This window comes from Lysobacter sp. SCRH-1R (assembly GCF_057747855.1).
The window spans coordinates 3,970,756-3,989,336 of the sequence record NZ_CM173227.1; the positions used below are offsets into that span (position 1 = coordinate 3,970,756).

Annotated in this window: 18 protein-coding genes; 16 read left to right on the forward strand and 2 right to left on the reverse strand. The window is 70.6% G+C overall.

All coding sequences use genetic code 11. The features are described from left to right. The first annotated feature begins 54 nt into the window (after nucleotides 1–54). The 3 genes from AC3ANK_RS18120 (at nucleotide 55) to AC3ANK_RS18130 (ending at nucleotide 4,402) form a co-directional block, all read left to right on the forward strand. A complete protein-coding gene (locus tag AC3ANK_RS18120) occupies nucleotides 55–684 on the forward strand; it encodes a tetratricopeptide repeat protein (protein ID WP_206862031.1) in 630 nt (209 codons plus the stop codon). A gap of 344 nt (nucleotides 685–1,028) precedes the next feature. Next, nucleotides 1,029–2,741 carry a gamma-glutamyltransferase gene (gene ggt, locus AC3ANK_RS18125; protein WP_484171655.1) on the forward strand — a complete coding sequence of 571 codons (1,713 nt, stop codon included), beginning with the start codon at nucleotides 1,029–1,031 and terminating at the stop codon, nucleotides 2,739–2,741. Then, nucleotides 2,741–4,402, forward strand: a complete 1,662-nt coding sequence (locus AC3ANK_RS18130; protein ID WP_484171656.1) for a putative 2OG-Fe(II) oxygenase — start codon at nucleotides 2,741–2,743, stop codon at nucleotides 4,400–4,402. Before ggt ends, AC3ANK_RS18130 begins: the two co-directional genes overlap by 1 nt. Here AC3ANK_RS18130 and AC3ANK_RS18135 read toward each other — a convergent pair whose 3' ends face one another. Beyond that, the gene (locus AC3ANK_RS18135) at nucleotides 4,403–5,548 is read right to left on the reverse strand and encodes an MBL fold metallo-hydrolase (RefSeq protein WP_484171657.1); all 1,146 of its coding nucleotides are present in this window, start codon (nucleotides 5,546–5,548) and stop codon (nucleotides 4,403–4,405) included. Between the two features lie 166 nt (nucleotides 5,549–5,714). On the opposite strand from AC3ANK_RS18135, the gene AC3ANK_RS18140 reads away from it, so the two are divergent. From AC3ANK_RS18140 to AC3ANK_RS18200, 13 genes are all read left to right on the forward strand, one after another. Next, nucleotides 5,715–6,635, forward strand: a complete 921-nt coding sequence (locus tag AC3ANK_RS18140; RefSeq protein WP_484171658.1) for an AEC family transporter — start codon at nucleotides 5,715–5,717, stop codon at nucleotides 6,633–6,635. 130 nt (nucleotides 6,636–6,765) lie between these two features. Further along, entirely contained in the window at nucleotides 6,766–7,398 is a 633-nt protein-coding gene (locus AC3ANK_RS18145) for a ParA family protein (protein ID WP_206862027.1), read from the forward strand. A gap of 71 nt (nucleotides 7,399–7,469) precedes the next feature. Then, complete coding sequence (locus tag AC3ANK_RS18150; RefSeq protein ID WP_206862026.1) at nucleotides 7,470–7,946, forward strand: SixA phosphatase family protein; 477 nt, start codon at nucleotides 7,470–7,472, stop codon at nucleotides 7,944–7,946. Beyond that, on the forward strand, nucleotides 7,943–8,554 hold the full coding sequence (locus tag AC3ANK_RS18155) for a YceI family protein (RefSeq protein ID WP_484171659.1): 612 nt from the start codon (nucleotides 7,943–7,945) through the stop codon (nucleotides 8,552–8,554). The genes AC3ANK_RS18150 and AC3ANK_RS18155 overlap by 4 nt, the downstream gene beginning before the upstream one ends. Continuing rightward, nucleotides 8,551–10,623, forward strand: coding sequence for a phospholipase D family protein (locus AC3ANK_RS18160; protein WP_425492597.1), 2,073 nt, complete (start codon nucleotides 8,551–8,553; stop codon nucleotides 10,621–10,623). Before AC3ANK_RS18155 ends, AC3ANK_RS18160 begins: the two co-directional genes overlap by 4 nt. A gap of 364 nt (nucleotides 10,624–10,987) precedes the next feature. Further along, nucleotides 10,988–11,176, forward strand: coding sequence for a hypothetical protein (locus tag AC3ANK_RS18165; protein WP_206862024.1), 189 nt, complete (start codon nucleotides 10,988–10,990; stop codon nucleotides 11,174–11,176). Nucleotides 11,177–11,207: 31 nt separating this feature from the next. Further along, the gene (locus AC3ANK_RS18170) at nucleotides 11,208–11,393 is read left to right on the forward strand and encodes a hypothetical protein (protein ID WP_206862023.1); all 186 of its coding nucleotides are present in this window, start codon (nucleotides 11,208–11,210) and stop codon (nucleotides 11,391–11,393) included. 221 nt (nucleotides 11,394–11,614) lie between these two features. After that, a complete protein-coding gene (locus tag AC3ANK_RS18175) occupies nucleotides 11,615–12,049 on the forward strand; it encodes a hotdog fold thioesterase (protein ID WP_206862022.1) in 435 nt (144 codons plus the stop codon). Between the two features lie 124 nt (nucleotides 12,050–12,173). Further along, nucleotides 12,174–12,980 carry a lysophospholipid acyltransferase family protein gene (locus tag AC3ANK_RS18180; RefSeq protein WP_484171660.1) on the forward strand — a complete coding sequence of 269 codons (807 nt, stop codon included), beginning with the start codon at nucleotides 12,174–12,176 and terminating at the stop codon, nucleotides 12,978–12,980. Between the two features lie 45 nt (nucleotides 12,981–13,025). Then, nucleotides 13,026–14,030 carry a YheT family hydrolase gene (locus AC3ANK_RS18185; RefSeq protein ID WP_484171661.1) on the forward strand — a complete coding sequence of 335 codons (1,005 nt, stop codon included), beginning with the start codon at nucleotides 13,026–13,028 and terminating at the stop codon, nucleotides 14,028–14,030. Nucleotides 14,031–14,139: 109 nt separating this feature from the next. Further along, nucleotides 14,140–14,682 (forward strand): hypothetical protein, encoded by a 543-nt coding sequence (locus AC3ANK_RS18190; RefSeq protein WP_484171662.1) that lies wholly within the window; start codon nucleotides 14,140–14,142, stop codon nucleotides 14,680–14,682. A gap of 93 nt (nucleotides 14,683–14,775) precedes the next feature. Beyond that, nucleotides 14,776–16,848 (forward strand): tetratricopeptide repeat protein, encoded by a 2,073-nt coding sequence (locus AC3ANK_RS18195; protein WP_484171663.1) that lies wholly within the window; start codon nucleotides 14,776–14,778, stop codon nucleotides 16,846–16,848. 77 nt (nucleotides 16,849–16,925) lie between these two features. Further along, entirely contained in the window at nucleotides 16,926–17,552 is a 627-nt protein-coding gene (locus AC3ANK_RS18200) for a YbhB/YbcL family Raf kinase inhibitor-like protein (protein ID WP_484171664.1), read from the forward strand. 178 nt (nucleotides 17,553–17,730) lie between these two features. On the opposite strand, the gene AC3ANK_RS18205 is transcribed toward AC3ANK_RS18200, so the two are convergent. After that, complete coding sequence (locus AC3ANK_RS18205; RefSeq protein WP_484171665.1) at nucleotides 17,731–18,570, reverse strand: META domain-containing protein; 840 nt, start codon at nucleotides 18,568–18,570, stop codon at nucleotides 17,731–17,733. Nucleotides 18,571–18,581: the final 11 nt, after the last annotated feature.

Below are 18,581 nucleotides of genomic sequence, written 5' to 3' on the forward strand. Positions count from 1 at the left end.
CGATTCCGCCCAGGTACGGGTTAGGATTGCTGCGTTGCACAGGGGGATTCACAGATGCTCAGTCGCACTCTTCTCGCGACGGCCTTGCTGGCCGTCTCCGGCGCCGTGTCGGCGCAAAGCCTGCCGCGTCCGTCGGAGTTCTATTTCGACGCGGACGCGAACACCGTCAAGCCGGTGGTCGTCGTACGCGAATCCGGCGACGCCGCGACCGAGAAACTGGTCAAGGCGATCGAACGCAATCCGCGCGCGAAGGGCGAGGTCGCGCAGCTCGCGCACATGGCGATGGACGCCGGCCGCACCGACCTCGGCAAGCAGCTGTACGAACGCGCGCTGGGCGCGATCGACCGCAGCGATGCGCTGTGGCGTTCCGTGGTCTGGAACTACGGCTGGGACCTGTATCGCACCGGCGATTTCGAAGCCGCCTTCGCGCAGTGGCGCACGCTGGTCGAAGCGCGTTCGGTGACCGCCTCGTGGATGCCGCCGACGCTGGCGCTGTCGTTGTGGTCGCTCGGCCGCAAGGAGGAAGCCGTGCAGTGGTACGCCGCCGCCGTGCGCAGCGAACCGCAGCAGTGGAACAGCACCGCGCAGTTCGCGCGCCTGCTGCCGGAGTGGCGCGATGCGGAGCGTTCGACGCTGGCGGAAGTACAGGCTGCGTGGGCGGCGAATCCGCCCAGCTGGCCGTAAGCGATCCGGCTGCCATTCCCTCTTCGGATGGGATGGTCTACTCCTCTCCCACCGGGACAGGGCTCGGGGCATGCCGTGCGGTGATGCGGTTGCCGTTCCTGCAGCCCGGGCAAGCGAATTGCACCCGGGTGTTGCGTCTCCGGTGACGCTGCCCCGGGTGCGGCCTGCGGCCTTACCCGGGCTACGCAGGCCGTGTACGTCATGCCTTCCCAACCCCGCGGCCATCGGGGGATGAAACCCCACGGCGTGCCCCAACCACGCACGCCTGCGTACTGCGGAACCAGCCGATCCCGCACGCCCCATCGCGCTAGGATGCACCCTCACACCGGGGATCCACGCACCTCATGCGCCTGCTGTTCGCCACCGCCCTGCTCAGCCTGCCCATCACCGCCATGTGCGCCGACCGCATCACCGGCAAGCCCTTCGCCACCCGCAGCGAGGTCTACGCCCCGCATGCGATCGCCGCCACCTCGCACCCGCTCGCCACGCAGATCGCGCTGGACGTGATGAAGTCCGGCGGCAGCGCGGTCGATGCGGCCATCGCCGCCAACGCCGCGCTCGGCCTGATGGAGCCCACGGGCAATGGCATCGGTGGCGATCTGTTCGCCATCGTCTGGGATCCGAAGTCGAAGAAGCTCCACGGCTACAACGGCTCCGGCCGCTCGCCGAAGTCGCTGACGCTGGCCGAGTTCCAGCGCCGCGGCCTGAAGGACGTCCCGCCGCACGGCCCGCTGCCGGTCACCGTGCCGGGCACGGTCGACGCATGGTTCGCGCTGCACGAACGCTTCGGCCGCAAGCCGATCGCGCACGACCTCGCGCCGGCCATCCGCTACGCGCGCGAAGGCCATCCGGTGCACGAGGTCATCGCGTATTACTGGGACCGCAGCGTGCCGGCGCTGTCGAAGTGGCCGGGCTACGCGGAGCAGTTCACCGTCGCGGACGCGAACGGCAAGCGGCGCGCCCCGCGCACCGGCGAGATGTGGAAGAACCCCAACCTCGCCAACACGCTGGAGAAGATCGCCAGCGGTGGTCGTGACGCGTTCTACAAGGGCGACATCGCGCGCACGATCGACGCGTATTTCAAGGCGAACGGCGGCTTCCTCAGCTACGACGACCTCGCCGCGCACCACGGCGAATGGGTCGAGCCGGTCAGCACGAACTACCGCGGCGTCGACGTGTGGGAGCTGCCGCCCAACGGCCAGGGCATCGCCGCGCTGCAGATCCTCAACCTGCTCGAACCCTACGACCTCAAGTCCTACGGCTTCGGCAGCCCCGAGCACGTGCACCTGTTCGCCGAAGCGAAGAAGCTCGCCTTCGCCGACCGCGCCGCGTCGTATGCGGACCCGGACTTCTACAAAACCCCGACCGCGAAGCTGCTTTCCAAGCCGTATGCGCGCGAGCGCGGCAAGCTGATCTCGATGGACAAGGCCGCCAGCGCGGTCGAGCCCGGCGTGATCCCGCAGCTCAACGAAGGCGACACGATCTATCTCACGGTCGCCGATGCGGACGGCATGATGGTCTCGCTCATCCAGTCGAACTACCGCGGCATGGGCAGCGGCATGGCGCCTCCGGGCCTGGGCTTCATCTTCCAGGATCGCGGCGAGCAGTTCGTGCTCAGGGACGGCCACCCGAATTCCTACGCGCCCGGCAAGCGGCCGTTCCACACCATCATTCCCGCCTTCGCGACGAAGGACGGCAAGCCGTGGCTGAGCTTCGGCGTGATGGGCGGGGCGATGCAGCCGCAGGGCCACGCGCAGATCATCATGAACCTGGTCGATTTCGGCATGAACCTGCAGGAAGCCGGCGACGCGCCGCGCATCCAGCACGACGGCAGCACCGATCCGGCCGGACAGGCCACTGCGATGAGCGACGGCGGCGAGCTCGACCTGGAATCCGGATTCCCCTACGAAACCGTGCGCGCGCTGATGCGCAAGGGCCACAGCGTGCGCTTCGCCGACGGCCCGTACGGCGGCTACCAGGCGATCATGGTGAACCCGAACGGCGGCTACATCGGCGCCAGCGAATCGCGCAAGGACGGCCAGGCCGCGGGCTACTGATGAACGGCGCCGACGCCGACGTCGTCCCGCTGCTGCGCCGCGCATGGGCCGCGTTGCAGCAGGGGCAGCCGGCGCCCGCGCGGTCCGATTGCGAAGCGGCGCTGCAACGCGCGCCGCATTCCTTCGATGCATGGCGCATGTACGCGATGGCGTTGCAGGCGCTCGGTGAAGCGGCCGACGCGCGCACGGCCCTGCAACGCGCGCTCGCGCTGCGTCCGGACGACGGCGCGACCGCGCTCGATCTGGGCACGATGCAGCTGCATGCGGGCGAGATCGAAGCCGCGCTCGCATCGCTGCAACTGGCGATGCAACGCCTGCCGCAGGAGCCGCGCGCCGCGTTCCGTTACGGCACGGCGGCCTTCCATGCCGGCGATCACGCGCAGGCGGCAGCCGGTTTCGAAACGGCTGCACGGTTGAAACCCGACTGGACCGAAGCCTGGAACAACCTCGCCGCCGCGCTCGGCAAGCGACAGGACTACGTCGCCGCGATCGCCGCCGCGCGCAACGCGCTGCGCCTGCGCCCGGACGATGCGAACGCACACCAGGCACTGGCCGCGCTGCAGTCCAACCTGTTCGATCGCGCGTCGCTGCAGGAAGGCCTGCACCATGCGTTGCGCGCGCTGCAACTGGATCCCTCGCTGGGCGAAGCGCATCGCAACGCGGCGATCCTCTCGCGCAAGCTTGGCGACCCGGCGGGCGCCGAAGCGCATGCGCGGCGCGCGCTCGAACTCGCGCCGCACGACATCGACGCGATCGACACGCTCGGCGAGCAGCTCCAGCTCAACGGCAATACGGGCGAAGCGGTGTCGGTCTACGCGAACGCGCTGGCGACCGGCGTGGAATCGCCGACGCTGCACCGCCAGCACGGCATCGCGCTGCTGCACGACGGGCGGCTCGAGGCAGCGCGCGACGAACTCGCCGACGCGCTTCGCCACGCGCCCGACGACCAGCGCGCGATCGCGCACCTCGGCGTGGCCGTCGCGCAGGACGATGCCGCGCGCGCGGCGCAGTGGCTGGGGCTGCATCGGCACGTGCATGCGTTCGCATTGCCCGTGCCCGACGGTTTCACTGACGCGCACGAATTCCACGTCGCGCTCGCGGACGACATCCGTCGCCACAGCCAGCAGCGCTGGGAGCCGGCCGGGCTCGCGGCACGCAATGCGTACCTGAGCGGCGACCTGCTCGCCGACCGCACGCCCGCGATCACCGGCTTCGAGCAACGCCTGCGCGAGGCGATCGACGCGTTCATCGAACGCTGTCGCGCGGCGCGTGCGGGCGACGGTTCGCTCGGCGGGGATGCGCTGGCGAACGATGTGTTCCTGCGCAATCTGCCGGCCCGTTACCGCATGCACGTGTGGGCGACGCAGGCCGCCGAACGCGGCTTCATCGACACCCACATCCACGAGGATTCGTGGCTTTCCGGCGCGTATTACGTGGAATTGCCGCCGGCGATCCATGACGACGACGACACGCACGCGGGCTGGATCGAGTTCGGCCGCCCGTTCGCGAGCCTTCCGCAGCCACCCGACGCCGCGCTGCGGCACCTGTGCCCGAAAGTCGGCACGCTGCTGCTGTTCCCCTCGTACCTGTTCCACCGCACGCTGCCGTACACCGGCAGTGGCGAGCGCATCAGCATCTCGTTCGATCTCGCGGCGGTGTGATCAGCCTTCGCCCTGCTCGATCGGCTCGCCCTTCGCCTCGCGATACGCCGCATCGACGAACGGCTGCGTCCAGTAGCGATCGAACCAGCGCTTGAGCCAGTCGTCGTCGCCGGCGAAGCGCGCGCGATCGGCGGACAGGTCGACGCGCTTCTTCGCCGCATCGGCGCCGACGCCCTGCTTCGCCAGCGGCGCGACGGCGTCGCGCGTGTGCTGGATGAGTTCGATGACGCGCCCGACGTAGGCATCGTCGCGCATCGGTGCGCCGTGGCCCGGCAGCCACATTGACGGACGTTGCGCCTGCATCGCGCGCAGCGAGGCCTGCCACTGGGCGGGATACGCGTTGAATCCGAACGGCACCGGCGCGACCAGCAGATCGCCCGTCGCCATCACGCGCTGGCGCGGGAGCCACGCGATCAGGTCGCCGTCGGTGTTGCCGCGACCGGGATGGCGCAGTTCGACCGGATGCGTCGCGTCGTCGAGCTTCAGCGACTCCACGAAGGTGCGCGTCGGCAGCGCCAGCACGAGATTGCGCGTGTCCTCGCGGTACTGCGCGAGCAACCGCTGCGATGCCTGGAAACCTTCGCGCTCGCGCGTCGACAGATCCGGTTTGGCGAGCGCGTCGCGGAGCGAGGTTTCCGCCCCGTCGAGGCGCTGGTCGAATGCGGCCTGCAGCGCGGCGTCCGGCGCGCCTTTCGGGTAGGCCTTCATCGAACGGCCGCGAAGATGCGCGGCGGTGACGTCGGTGGCGATGATTTCCGCCGTCGGCCACGCCTGCACGATCGACGCCACGCCGAGCACGTGGTCGCCGTGCCAGTGCGTGATCGCGATGGTCTTCACCGGTTTGCCGGTCACCGAGCGCACGAGATCGACGATGCGCCGTCCCGCGCCGGGCGAACCGCCACCGTCGATGAGCACGACGCCGTCGGATTGTTCGATCACCACGACGTTGCCGATGGGCTGGATGTGGAACGGCTGCGGCTGCGCGATCAGCCACAGGCCGTCGTCGACGCGCGCGATCGTCTGGAAGTAGCCGTCCTGTGCGATGGGACGCGATGGCGCTGGATTCTCGAACGCCGGCGCCACGCCCGGCAGGCACTGGCAGGCCGCGAGCGCGGTGGCGAGGACACGGGGGAACACGCGGGCCATGGCGGGCGCTCGGTGGAAACTCGCCGCATGTTCACGCCAGCGCGCGCGCCGCGCGTGGCCCGGAGGTCACGGCCTCGATCGGCCTTGCGGATGGCATGGCCATTGGTCGAGCTTGAGGCGGTGCGTCGCAGCGGTGACGATAGTGCCTTCGCCTGGGAAGCGCTCCATGGCCTTCGACGCATTCGCCCTCGTCCTGACGATGCTCGCGCTGGGCTATCTGTTCCAGCGCCTGCGCGTGCTGCCCGGCGATGCGGCGCAGACGCTGAACCTCGTCGTGCTCTACGTCTGCCTGCCGGCGGCGGTGTTGCGCTACGTGCCGCGACTGCATCTGGAGGTCTCGCTGCTGGGCGTGATCGCGGTGCCGTGGCTGCTGCTGGGCGCGACCGTGGTGGCGGTGGCGGGGCTGTCGCGCTGGTTGAAGTTCCGGCGCGACGAGACCGCGGTGCTGATGCTCACCGTCGCGCTCGGCAACACCAGCTTCCTCGGCTATCCGCTGACGCGCGCGCTGGTGGGCGACCACGCGCTGCCCTATGCGGTGGTGTACGACCAGTTCGGCACGTTCCTGATCCTGTCGACGTTCGGCCTGTGGGCGCTGGCGCGCTACGGCGGCGAGCATTCGCCGTCGCCGCGCGAGATGGCGCTGCGCGTGGCGAAGTTCCCGCCGCTATGGGCGCTGGTCGCGGGCTTCACGGTGATGCCGGCCGATCCGCCGGCGTGGCTCGACGGCGGATTGCAGCGGCTGTCCGACGCCCTGCTGCCGCTGGCGATGCTGACCATCGGCCTGTCCGTGCGCCTGGCGCTGCCGCGCGACGAACTCAAGCCGCTGGCGATGGGGCTGGTGCTGAAGCTCGCGATGATGCCGGCGATCGCGTTGCTGCTGGTGCCCCTGCTCGGACTGGAGGGACCGATGGCCCGGGTGACGGTGCTGGAGGCGGCCATGCCCTCGATGGTGACCGCCGGCGCGCTCGCCATCGCCCACGGACTGGCGCCGCGGCTGGCGGCGGCGATGGTGGGCTACGGGCTGCTGCTGTCGCTGGCGACCTTGCCGCTGTGGTCGGCCGCGCTTGCGAGGGTGCTGGGCGGGTGAGGCTTACGCTCCATCGCGGAGTTCGCCTACCGGGTGACGCGCCCTTCGCCCGGCCCGGGCGGGCGTCCGGCGCATGGTTCCGTCGCCCGGCCCCGTGTACGCTGCGGCTTCCATCCAGAGGGGAGTCCGCATGAAGACCGTGCTGGTGGCCAGTTCCAAGGGCGGCGTGGGCAAGACCACGATCGCCACGCACCTCGCCGCGCAATCGGCGCTCGAAGGCCTGCGCACCGCGCTGGTCGATGCCGATCCGCAGGAATCCTCCACCCGCTGGGCGCAGCGCCGGGCGGGGCTGGAGAGCGCGGTGCTGCCGCTCGACGGCACCCGCCGCAAGGCGTGGCGCAAACAGTTGCCCGACGACACCCAGCGACTGGTGATCGACGCCGCCGCCGGCGCGATGGCCGACGACCTCGACGCCTTCCTCGAGGACGCCGACGCCGTGGTCGTGCCGGTGCAGCCGTCCGCGCTGGACATCGAGGCGACGGTGCCTTTCCTGGATTCGCTCGCGAAGCACCCGCGCGTGCGCAAGGGCCAGCTGCGGGTCGGGCTGGTGGGCAACAAGCTCAAGCCGTGGACCAACGCCTCGCAGCAGGCGCTCGACCTGCTCGCGGCGTGGCCTTATCCGGTGGTCGCGCAGCTGCGCGACAGCCAGGCCTACGTGGTGCTCACCGGGCTGGGGAAGAGCCTGTTCGACTACCACTCCGCACAGGTGCGCGAACACCAGGACGATTGGCAGCCCTTGCTCAAATGGCTCAGGAAAGCCTGAGCCATCACGTCGTTACGTGATAATGGCGGCCATGAACCCGCCTGTCCTCGCCGAACCGGAGCCGCCCGCGCATGCGTGAACTGATCCTGCTACGACACGCCCACGCGGAACCCGCCGGCAACGGACAGGCCGACCTCGACCGCCCGCTCTCGGCCGAAGGACTGGCCGAAGCCGAGGCCGCCGGTCGCTGGCTCGCCGAGAACAAGCTGATCCCGGACTGCATCCTGTGCTCGCCCTCGCGCCGCACGCGCGAGACGCTCGAAGCGGTATTGGCGGCGATCGGCTACGTCGACCAGCGCATCGAGCCGTCGATCTACGAAGCCACGCCGGGCACGCTGATCTCGCTGGCCGACGCGCACGGCGAAGCCGAACGGCTGATGCTGGTCGGCCACAATCCCGGGCTGGAGCGCCTGGCGGCACTGCTGCACAGCGGGCAGTCCGGCGATTACCGCGGCATGCCGCCGGCGGGGATCGCGGTCCTGACGGTGCCTGCGGACGCCGGCCTGGAGCCCGGCTCGGCGCAGCTCAGCGCCTTCTGGTGGCCGTGAGGGAACGCCCGCCGCGCCTGTCCTGCATCGCGCTGCTGTCCCTGCTGGCCCTCTGGCCGGCATGGGCGCAGGAGCCGGTCGCCGTCGAAGGCACGACCCCTGCCGTCTCCTCCCGGTCCTTCGATCCGCACTTCACCCGCTTCGGCTTCGAGCTGCGCACCCGCTGGGGGCAGCGGGTGTCGGGGGTCTTCCCGCAGTACGAAGGCGAAGTGACCACCCTCGCCGACGGCCGCCGTCGCGTACGCATCGTGCTGCGCACCGACGGGGTGATCGTCGCCGGTTCCGATCGTTACACCGCGCTCGCGCGCGGCCCGAGTTTCTTCGATGCACAGCGTTTCCCGACCATTGAATTCGTCTCCGAACCGCACCCCGATTCCCTCATCCGTACCGGCGGGCGCATGCGCGGCCGGCTGTCGATGCACGGCATGACCCGGATGGAGACGTTCACCATCAACCGCGCCGACTGCGACGCGCCCGGCCGGGATTGCGACGTGGTCGCCAGCGGCAGCATCAGCCGCGACGACTACGGCCTGGACGGCTGGCGCTTCGCGCTCGTCGACCGCGTCCGCTTCATGCTGCGCGTGCGCCTGGTGGAGGCCGCGCCGTGAGAGCGATCGTGCGGTTGGGCGTGGCCGTGCTGTCGCTGGCGCTGGGCGCTTGCGCCTCGCTGTCGCACACGCAGCGCGACCACGCGACGGCGATGGTGGTGCAGGCGCGTTCGACGCAGGTCGATTGCACCCGCCTGGACGCCTGCGCCCAGCGCTCGCCGCTGCGCGAACTGGCCACGCGGGCGCTGGCCGAATCCACGCCCGAAGCGCCGGCGCATTACGCGCTGATCCTCGACCGCGGCCCGGACGCGCTGCTCGCGCGCGTGAACCTGATCCGCAGCGCGACCACCGCCATCGACCTGCAGACCTACATCTTCGACGAGGACGACGCCGGGCGGCTCGTGCTCGACGAACTGCTCGCCGCCGCGCGCCGCGGCGTGCGCGTGCGCGTGCTGATCGACCAGCTTTCCGCGCTCAAGCACGTCGACACGCTGGCCGCACTGGCCGGCGCGCACGCGAATTTCGAGCTGAAGCTGTACAGCCCGGTGCTGGATCGCGCGCAGATCACCTACCCGCAGTACGCGCTCGCGGCGGCGTGCTGCTGGCGCAAGCTCAACCAGCGCATGCACACCAAGCTGCTGCTGGTGGACGGCGCGGTCGGCATCACCGGCGGGCGCAATTACCAGGACGACTATTACGACTGGGACGACGAGTACAACTTCCGCGACCGCGACCTGCTCGTCGCCGGTCCCGTGGCGCGGGTGATGCGCGATGACTTCGCGCTGTTCTGGAACGATCGCCGCAGCGTGCCGGTGGAGCGGCTCAACGACGTCGGCGCGCGGCTGCTCGCCCAGGGCGTCCCGGCGCTGCCGCCGGCGCAGTTCGAGCGCCCGGAGCGCGCGAAGGCGATGCTGCGCGACGCGGGCGATCGCGCGCTCGTCGAGGAACGCCTGGCTTCGCGGGCGATGCGCGTGGGCGAGGTGCGCTACATCTCCGACACGCCGGAGAAACACCACGCCGAAGACGCCGACCAGCAGGCGGTGGCCTCCGGTTCGCTGCGCGGGCTGATCGAATCGGCGCAGGAGGAAGTCGTCCTGCAGACGCCGTACCTGGTGCTGTCCGATGCGGCGCAGGACCTGTTCCGGCAGCTGCACCAGCGCCCGTTCGAGCAGCGCCCGAAGATCATCATCTCCACCAACAGCCTGGCGGCGACGGACGCGTTCATCGCCTACGCGCTGTCGTACAAGTACAAGCGCCGCTACCTGCGCGAGTTCGGCTTCAACATCTTCGAGTACAAGCCCTTCCCGACGGACGCGCCGATCGACATCGCGGCGACCGGCGCACTGCCGGACCTGTTTCCCGACGGGAACGCGCCCGACAACGGTTCCGATGCCGACCCGGGTTCGATCTCGCCCAGCCGCGCGCTGACCGGCGAAAGCGGAGGCACCGCGGCGTCGTCTTCGGCCCGGCCCGACGACGAGGCACAGGACGTCACGCCGGTCGATCGGGGCAAGGTCCATCGCGAACTGCGCGACCGCTACGACCGCCGCAGCAGCGTCGAGCGTGCGCAGTACCAGCGCGCGCTTTCGCGCGAATACACCGCGCTGCGCTACAGCACGCGTCGCGCGAACCAGCCCGTGCCGTTGCAGCGCGCGGGCGTGCGCATCGGACTGCATGCCAAGTCGATGGTGATCGACGGGCGCATCGGCGTGGTCGGCACGCACAACTTCGATCCGCGCGGCGATCACTACAACACCGAGAGCGCGGTGGTGATCGAGGACCGCGACTTCGCCCAGGCGCTGCGGGCGAGCATCAAGCGCGACATCGCGCCGGCCAATTCGTGGGTGATCGCGCGCCGCGACAAGCCGCCGGTGTTTTCGGGGCTCAATTACTCGATCGGCAAGATGTTCGAGGCGATGCCGATCCTGGACCTGTGGCCGATGCGCTACGCGACCAGCTACGAATTCGTGCGCAGCGAGCAATGCCCGCAACCGCTGCTGCCGAGCGATCCGGATTTCCGCGCGTGCTACCAGCCGGTGGGGGATTTCCCGGAAGTGGCGGTGGGGTTGAAGGGAATCACGACGCGGATCTTCACCGCGTTCGGGGCGGGCTTGGCGCCGATTTTGTAGGGGTTGTTTCCCCCTCTCCAGCTTGCAGGGGAAGGAGCCGAACCTGCGCTTTTCGCGCACTGGCCGCTGCGCCCCCCATCCGCGGTCGCGCAGCCAGCTTCCTGAACGTGACGGTTTTCACCCTCCCTCTCGCCCCGGTCAGAGAGCGCCGGGCGCGCCTGCGCGGCCGGCGGGGTCCCCCCTGCCATCAGTCATGGCAACGGAACGCCAGAAATGTCCATCTATATCAGCGAGTTCCGGCTGCGGCCGTGCCTCGCCAAGGTAGGTCTTCGGTGGGGTGACTTCTGGCCCATGGCGGAATAGATCTGGTGTTGTACTTTACCAACACACCGAGGCACTACCCCACCCCACGAAGGACCCCGCCATGAACGCCCTGAACACTTTCGCTTCCTCCGCCAAGTCGGTTCCGGTTTCCCCGCTGGCCCTGATGAACGCCCCGTCGCGCAACCACCGCGAACGCGATTTCGGCGTCGGTTACGGCTCCAGCAGTGGCTATGCCAGCAACCGCCGCTACACGACCGAGTGGGCGCCCCCGCGCTTCCGCTTTGCCTGATCCCCGCAAGACCGGACTCCAGGACACCGCCATGAACGCCTTCCTTGCCATCCCGACCAACCCGAACGCCCCGCGCGCGAACGTCGTCGTCCCGCTGCCGGTGCGCCACGTCCATCGCGATCGCGACTTCGGCGTGGGCTACGGCAACAGCAGCGGCTACGCCGCCACCCGCCACTACGCCCGGGACTGGATGCAGCCGCGCTTCCGTTGCGCGTAAGCAGGATCGCGACAAGGTAGCGGTGTCCCAGCCGCACGCCCGACACGCCCGCAAGGGCGGCACCACCCGCTCAGGACCATGCCCGAACCCCATCGCTTCCCCGTCGTAAGAAGTCATCTCCATTTCCCCCCTGGCCCGGAGCCGGTGCGTCGGACTCTCTCCGTAACGACGCACTGACTGCCGGGCCCCTTTTTGCCCGGACGCTCGGCTATGGTGTGGCGATGGATACGCCCCGCTCCCCATTCCGCACCCCGCCCGACCTCGCCGCGCTGAACGCGCTCTCGCGCAACACCGCGATGGAGCCACTGGGCATCGTGTTCACGCAGGTCGGGCACGATTTCATCCGCGCGACCATGCCGGTCGACGAACGCACCCGGCAGCCCTATGGCCTGCTCCACGGCGGCGCGTCGGTGCTGCTGGCCGAGACGCTCGGCAGCAGCGCCGGCATGCTCTGCGTCGGCGAGGACGAGGCCTGCGTCGGCATCGAGATCAACGCCAACCACCTGCGCGGCGTGCGCGAGGGCACCGTCACCGGCACCGCACGACCGCTGCACGTGGGCGGGCGCACGCAGGTGTGGGAGATCCGCATCGAGGACGAACGCCAGCGCCTGGTGTGCATCTCGCGGATCACGCTGGCGGTGATTCCGCGGCCCTGAGCCTTCGCGCCGTCGATCGCGCCGGCGGCTCCCTGCCCGCGCATTGCGGAACCTGTCTGGACGGCACGTCGCATCCTGTGCGCGGCGCTGGTGGCGGCCTCGCGGCTTAGGTATCGTGCGTTCAATGAATGCGCCGTCCCCCCACGCCGGCGCGACGGCGCCGGCCACGGCGCCCGCCGCGCGCGCGCTCCGTTATCTGATCCGCGTGCCGCTGCTGCTGTGGCACGTGTTCGTCGACCTGCCCCTGACCCTGCTGACGACCACGCCGCTGACCGGAAACGTCCGCGTCGGCGACGAGCCGCTGGAGCACCGCGCGATCCGCGCCTGGTCGGCCGGCCTGATGTGGATCTTCGGCTTCCGCCTGCGCCGCGTCGGCACGCCGCTGCCGGGCGCGGCGATGTTCGTCGCCAACCACGTCAGCTGGATCGACATCGAAACCCTGCACAGCCAGCGCATGATGGGCTTCGTCGCCAAGCGCGAGATCGCCAGCTGGCCGGTCGTGGGCTGGCTCGCCTCGCGCGGCGAAACCATCTTCCACGCGCGCGGCAGCACCGAGTCGCTCGGCGGCGTGCTGCACGAGATGCTCAACCGGCTGCGCGAGGGCCGCAGCGTCGGCGTGTTCCCCGAAGGCGGCACGCGCGGCGGGCGCGAGATCGGCCCGTTCCACGCGCGCATCTTCCTGGCCGCCGTCGAAGCCGGCGTGCCGGTGCAGCCGGTCGCGCTGCGCTATGGGGAGCATGGCGACGCGCAGCACGTGGTGGCGTTCCAGCCGGGCGAGAGCTTCCTGGCGAACTTCCTGCGCCTGCTCGGCGAACCGCCGCGGCTGGCGGAGGTGCATTTCCTCGAACCGATCCTGCCCGGCGAAACCGACGGCCGCCGCCGCATCGCCGAAACCGCGCGGGCGCGGATCGTCGAGGCCATGAAGAGCTGAACTTCACGTTGGCAGGTGTAAGGCAGTAATGCGATCCGAGGCGCCATGGCTTCCGGCATGCTGAACGCGTCCGACTACCGTCCGCCGCGCTGGCTGCGCAACGCGCACGTGCAGTCGGTGCTGGGCTCCAGTCCGCTGCGCCGTCGCCATGGCGAGCGCAGCCTCGCGCAGCTCGACGCGGTCAGCACCCTGCACACCGTCGACGCCGGCGACGGCGTGCGCCTGCAGGGCGTGCACACCGCCCTTCCCGAAAAGGCCTCGCGCGGGCTGGTCCTGCTGCTGCACGGCTGGGAAGGCAGCGTGGATTCCAGCTACATGCGCCTGACCGCGGTGGAGCTGCTGCGCGAAGGCTTCGAGGTGTTCCGCCTCAACTTCCGCGACCACGGCGACACGCACCACCTCAACGAAGGCCTGTTCCACTCCAACCGCATCGACGAAGTGGTGCGCGCGGCGGTGCAGGTCGCGCAGCTGTATCCCGACCGCCCGATGGCCGTGGCCGGCTACTCGCTCGGCGGCAACTTCGCCCTGCGCCTGGCGCTGCGCGCGCCGACCGCGGGCCTGCGCCTCGCGCACGTGGCCGCGGTGTGCCCGGTGCTGGATCCGGCGCGCACGATGGATTCGATGGAGCAGGGGCTGCCGGTCTACCTGTGGTACTTCGAGCGCAAGTGGCGCGGATCGCTGGCGCGCAAGCGCGCGTTGTTCCCGCAGACGCACGCCTTCGACGACCAGGTGCTCGGCCTGCGCATGCGCCCGCTGACCCAGTGGATGGTCGAACGCCACACGGATTTCGGCACGCTGGAGCGCTATTTCGACGGTTATTCGATCGCCGGTGATCGCCTGGCCGCATTGCAGGTGCCGGCGAGCATCCTCATGGCCGAGGACGACCCGGTCATTCCGATCGACGCCTTCCGCAAGCTGCAGCTGCCGGCCGGCGCGCTGCTGGAGATCTCGCCGTGGGGCGGCCATTGCGGCTTCCTCGAAAGCGCGAAGCTGGACGGTTTCGCCGAGCGCTGGATCGCCGGGCGCATCAGCAGGATGCTGGGCCGCTGAAGGCGCGGGAAGGCACGCCACGCGTCATCCCGACAGCCAGCATTCAACCCGTCATTGCTAGCGTCGCGCGGTCGGCGACGCGCCTTCGCCACTTCCACAGGGGTCCTGCATGAAACGCGATGCCATCCGCGCCGCCCTGTTCGCCCTCGCCGCATGCGCGAGCACGGGCGCCATCGCGCAGGACGAAGCCGATCCGCCCGCGCTGGACCTGAGCGTGCCGGCCGAACGCATCCACTTCGCCAGCACCGATCCGGGCGCGAACTACCGCAACGATCCGCCTGGCACCTGGTACGGCGACCATGGCGGCCCGGGCGTTCCGGAAGAAACCGCCGCCGACACCGCCAACGGCGACTGGCAGGTGCACGGTGCGGTCGAAGCGGGCGTCGGCTGGTCCAAGGGCGCCGGCAGCAGCCAGTGGCAGGCGGTCAACCTCAACCTGGACAAGACCACGACCGACGACGACGGCGACACGCGCCACGTCAACATCGACATCAACGTCGGTCGCGCCGACGGTCCGGCGTTCGGGCCGGGCGGCTACCACGGGCCTGGCTACTACGGGCCCGGCGCCTATGGCCCCGGCTACCACGGACCGGCGGAGGCGCCGATGCCGCCTCCGCCGGGGATGCCCGGCCGGGGTCCGCTGGTCCGCTGAAACCGGCTTCCGGCGCCCGTCCGGCACGCCCGGGCGGCCCCGCGCATGCGGCTACAATCGACGTTTTCGCCTAGACGAGCGTCCGAGTAGTCCATGCACGAACCCATCATCGATGCCCTGCGCCGCGGCGCCGCCCCCGAAGCGCTGGCCGCCGCGCGCGAGGCCGTCGCCGCGCAGCCGCAGGACGCCAACTCGCACCGCCTGCTCGCCGCCGCGCTGCGCCTGGGCGGCGAACGCGAGGCCGCGTTGTCGGCGATCGACCAGGCCATCGCCCTGGCGCCCGAGGATTCCGATCTCCACCTCGAACGCGCCGGCCTGCTGCTGCACGAACGCCAGCTCGACGAAGCCCAGGCCGCGCTCGCCCGCGCCACCGGGCTCGATCCGAACCAGTTCCCCGCGTACATCATCCAGGGCCACCTCGCGCTCGGCCGTGGCGACCTGGAGGAAGCCGCGCGGCTGGCGCGCACCGCCTCGCGCATCGCGCCGGAACACCCGCACGTGGCCGCGCTGGAAGGCGGCGTCGCGATGCGTCGCGGCGACGTCGACCGCGCGCTGTCGCTGATCAGCACCGCCGCCGAGCGCGCGCCGAACGATCCGCAGCTGCGTCATTCGCTGGGCTTCGCCTACCTCGCCAAGGGCCATTTCGCCTTCGCCGAACAGGCGTTCCGCCGGCTGCTGGAGCAGGACCCGACCTCGCGTCCGCTGCGCGTGCTCGTGGCCGACCTGCTGCGCCGCCAGGGGCGTCCGGGCGAAGCCGCGGACGAACTGGCGCCGCTGCTGGAAGGCGCCGACACGACCGTGCCGATGCAGCGCCTGGTCGGCGAGCTGGAGCTGCAAGCCGGCCGCAACGATCGCGCGCTCGCGCTGCTGCGCCAGACCTTCGCCGCGCAGCCGCTGGATCGCCGCAACGTGCTGCCGCTGCTGGAAGCCTGGCGTCGCGAGAACCTGTTCGACGAAGCGCGCACCACGCTCGACGCCGCGCTGGAGGAACACCCCGAGGCCGCCGACCTGTGGCGCGCGCGGTTGCTGTTCGAGGAATTCGCCAGCGACGCGGCGCGCGAGGTGATCGAACGCTGGCGCGCGGCGATGCCCGACTTCGTCCCGGCGCTGGAAGCGCAGGGCACGCTGCACGACCGGCTCGGCCAGGCCGATGAAGCCGAAGCGATCGCCCGCCGCATCACCGAACTCCAGCCCGGCCACACGCAGGCCGAGCTGCGCCTGATCGACGGCCTGCTCAAGCGCGATCCCGAAGCCGCCGTCGAGCGCGTGGAAAGCCTGCTCGCGCAGGCGCCGGACCCGAACGTGAAGCGCTCGTTGCGCCAGCTGCTGGGCCGCTGCTTCGACATCGCCGGCCAGCCCGACGCCGCCGCCGCGACCTGGGCCGAACTGCACGCCGAGGTGGTCGACCAACGCCTGCCGCTGCCGGAGATCAGCACCGCGGCCCTGCGCCTGCCGGACCTCGCGCCGCTGCCCGATCCGGCCTCCGCCGTGCTGCTGCTGTGGGGCGCGCCGGGTTCGCTGGTCGAGCGCCTGGCGATCACCTTCCAGCACGCCGGCGCGCCGCTGCGCGCCGACCGCTTCGGCGCGCAGCCGCCGAACGATCCGATGCAGCGCTACACGACGGTGCCGGGCCTGGTCGACGGTTCGCTGGACCCGGCCTACATGGTCGAACTGTGGCGCGCCGCGCTGCCCTCGCGCGGCATCAACGACGGCAACGTGTTCGACTGGCTGCTGTGGTGGGACAACGCGCTGCTGACCGGCCTGCGCGCGCACCTGCCGGAGGCGGTGGCGATGATCGCGGTGCGCGATCCGCGCGACATGCTGGTGGACTGGCTGGCCTTCGGCTCGCCGGTGCCGTTCGCGCTGTCCTCGCCCGAAGCGGGCGCGCGCTGGCTCGCGGCGACGCTCTCGCAGATCGCCGACCTGCACGAGCAGGACCTCTTCCCGCACCGGCTGATCAAGCTGGACGACATCGCCAACGACCCGACCGCGGTCGCGCAGGCCGTCGCCGACGCGTTGCAGATCCGCGTGGCGGTCGCGCCGCAGCAGGCATTCGGTCCGGCGCATCTCGATCCCGGCCACTGGCGCCACTTCCGCGACGCGCTGGGCGACGCGTTCGACCTGCTCACGCCGGTCGCGCGGCGCCTGGGGTATCCGGCCGAGTGATGTCGCGCGCCCCTCGCATCGCGACGGGGCCGTGACGCGCGCGTCCGCGTTCCTTCCAATCACCGGAGACGAGTGCCATGCAGATCCGCAGCAACAGCTTCCAGCATCGCGAACGCCTGCCGGCCGAATTCGCCGCCGGCCAGCCCACCGCCGACGGCTTCGGCTTCGCGCCGAACCGTAATCCGCACCTGGCGTGGGACGACGTGCCGGCCGGGACGAAGTCGTTCGCGCTGCTGTGCATCGATCCGGACGTGCCGACGGTGGCGGAGATGGTCGGCAAGCCCGGCGTCGAGATTCCCGCCGACCAGCCGCGCACCGACTTCGTGCATTGGGCCGTCGCGGACATTCCGGCCGACGTGCGCGAGATCGCCGCGGGCAGCTGCAGCGACGGCGTGGTCGCCCACGGCAAGCAGAACCCGCCCGGTCCGGCCGGCGCGCGCCAGGGTCTGAACGACTACACCGGCTGGTTCGCCGGCGACGCCTCGATGGCCGGCGACTGGCACGGTTACGACGGCCCGTTCCCGCCGCCGAACGATCTGCGCCTGCACCGTTATTTCTTCCGCCTGTACGCGCTGGACGTCGCGCGCCTGGATCTGCCCGAACGCTTCACCGCGAAGGACGTGCAGCGCGCGATGCACGCGCATGTGCTGGACGAGGTGGCGATCTACGGGACGTATTCGTTGAATGCGTCGGTGAAGGGCTGAGCGGCCGAGGTTGTCGTCGCCGCCTTTGCCGCCGTTGTAGCCCGGGTAAGCGAAGCGCACCCGGGAACGCGGTCGCCGCTCCAACCCGGGTGCGCTTCGCTCACCCGGGCTACAGAAGCACCGCGTCCTCCGCCAGGCCGGGACGACGGCGCCCACGCGCCGTCACCCATGCCACCCATCACCGCCGCGGCGCCGCTCCCGGCGTGACCTCGCTCTCGACCACCATGTCGAGCACGTACGCCACCTGCTCGCCCTCGGGCCGGTTTCCGGAGACGAAGCGCTTCACCCGCACGACATTGCGCTCGCCTTCGACGTGTTCGAAGCCCTCGATGTCCTGGTACAGCGGCTGCCATTCCGCCGGCGTACCGGTGCGGATGCCCTTCTCGTCGAAGTGCACCTCGCGCACCTGCAGGCATTGGCGGTTCGGCACGTCCGGATGCGTGCACGGCTTCGCGTTCGGCGCGATCTCCAGGAACACCGTCTCGCCCGGCCCGCCGAAACGCGCCTGCGCCGTCGGTTCGCCGCGGAAGGTGAGCACGTCGCCACCGGCGTTGGTGAGCTTCAGCGTCGGCGAGGCGCCGCCCTGCAGCGCGGCCGTCTGCGTGCCGCGCAGGCGTTCGCCGACGGCGCGGTCCAGCGCCATCAGCGTCTGGTCGGCGCAGGCCATCATCGTGGAGGCCATGTCGCCGATGGTGAGCTTCGCGCCCTCCACCGTGTAACGGCCCGACATGCGATTGCAGGTGTTGGACACCGCCACGCGGCCGTCGCTGAAATCCAGGCGCACCGGCTTGTCGGCGTGCGCGAGCAGCGCGTCGATGCGCTGGCCGTTCGCGTCGACGGCGGTGTCCAGCGCCCAGTGATGGCCGCCGAGGACGGCGGTGTCGAGCGCCGCCGCATCCGCCGCGGGCGTGGCGGTCGCCGTGGGGTTGCCGGTCGCGGGCGATGTCGAAGCCTCCTGCGGCGAACGCGTGCAGGCGGCCAGTGCGAGGGCGAGGGTGAGCAGGGCGAATCGCTTCATGGACGTCTCCT

Coding starts and splice junctions, on each gene's coding strand:
- AC3ANK_RS18120 (WP_206862031.1), top strand. CDS start 55: ATGCTCAGTCGCACTCTTCTCGCGACGGCCTTGCTGGCCGTCTCCGGC.
- ggt (WP_484171655.1), top strand. CDS start 1,029: ATGCGCCTGCTGTTCGCCACCGCCCTGCTCAGCCTGCCCATCACCGCC.
- AC3ANK_RS18130 (WP_484171656.1), top strand. CDS start 2,741: ATGAACGGCGCCGACGCCGACGTCGTCCCGCTGCTGCGCCGCGCATGG.
- AC3ANK_RS18135 (WP_484171657.1), bottom strand. CDS start 5,548: ATGGCCCGCGTGTTCCCCCGTGTCCTCGCCACCGCGCTCGCGGCCTGC.
- AC3ANK_RS18140 (WP_484171658.1), top strand. CDS start 5,715: ATGGCCTTCGACGCATTCGCCCTCGTCCTGACGATGCTCGCGCTGGGC.
- AC3ANK_RS18145 (WP_206862027.1), top strand. CDS start 6,766: ATGAAGACCGTGCTGGTGGCCAGTTCCAAGGGCGGCGTGGGCAAGACC.
- AC3ANK_RS18150 (WP_206862026.1), top strand. CDS start 7,470: ATGCGTGAACTGATCCTGCTACGACACGCCCACGCGGAACCCGCCGGC.
- AC3ANK_RS18165 (WP_206862024.1), top strand. CDS start 10,988: ATGAACGCCCTGAACACTTTCGCTTCCTCCGCCAAGTCGGTTCCGGTT.
- AC3ANK_RS18170 (WP_206862023.1), top strand. CDS start 11,208: ATGAACGCCTTCCTTGCCATCCCGACCAACCCGAACGCCCCGCGCGCG.
- AC3ANK_RS18175 (WP_206862022.1), top strand. CDS start 11,615: ATGGATACGCCCCGCTCCCCATTCCGCACCCCGCCCGACCTCGCCGCG.
- AC3ANK_RS18180 (WP_484171660.1), top strand. CDS start 12,174: ATGAATGCGCCGTCCCCCCACGCCGGCGCGACGGCGCCGGCCACGGCG.
- AC3ANK_RS18185 (WP_484171661.1), top strand. CDS start 13,026: ATGGCTTCCGGCATGCTGAACGCGTCCGACTACCGTCCGCCGCGCTGG.
- AC3ANK_RS18190 (WP_484171662.1), top strand. CDS start 14,140: ATGAAACGCGATGCCATCCGCGCCGCCCTGTTCGCCCTCGCCGCATGC.
- AC3ANK_RS18195 (WP_484171663.1), top strand. CDS start 14,776: ATGCACGAACCCATCATCGATGCCCTGCGCCGCGGCGCCGCCCCCGAA.
- AC3ANK_RS18200 (WP_484171664.1), top strand. CDS start 16,926: ATGCAGATCCGCAGCAACAGCTTCCAGCATCGCGAACGCCTGCCGGCC.
- AC3ANK_RS18205 (WP_484171665.1), bottom strand. CDS start 18,570: ATGAAGCGATTCGCCCTGCTCACCCTCGCCCTCGCACTGGCCGCCTGC.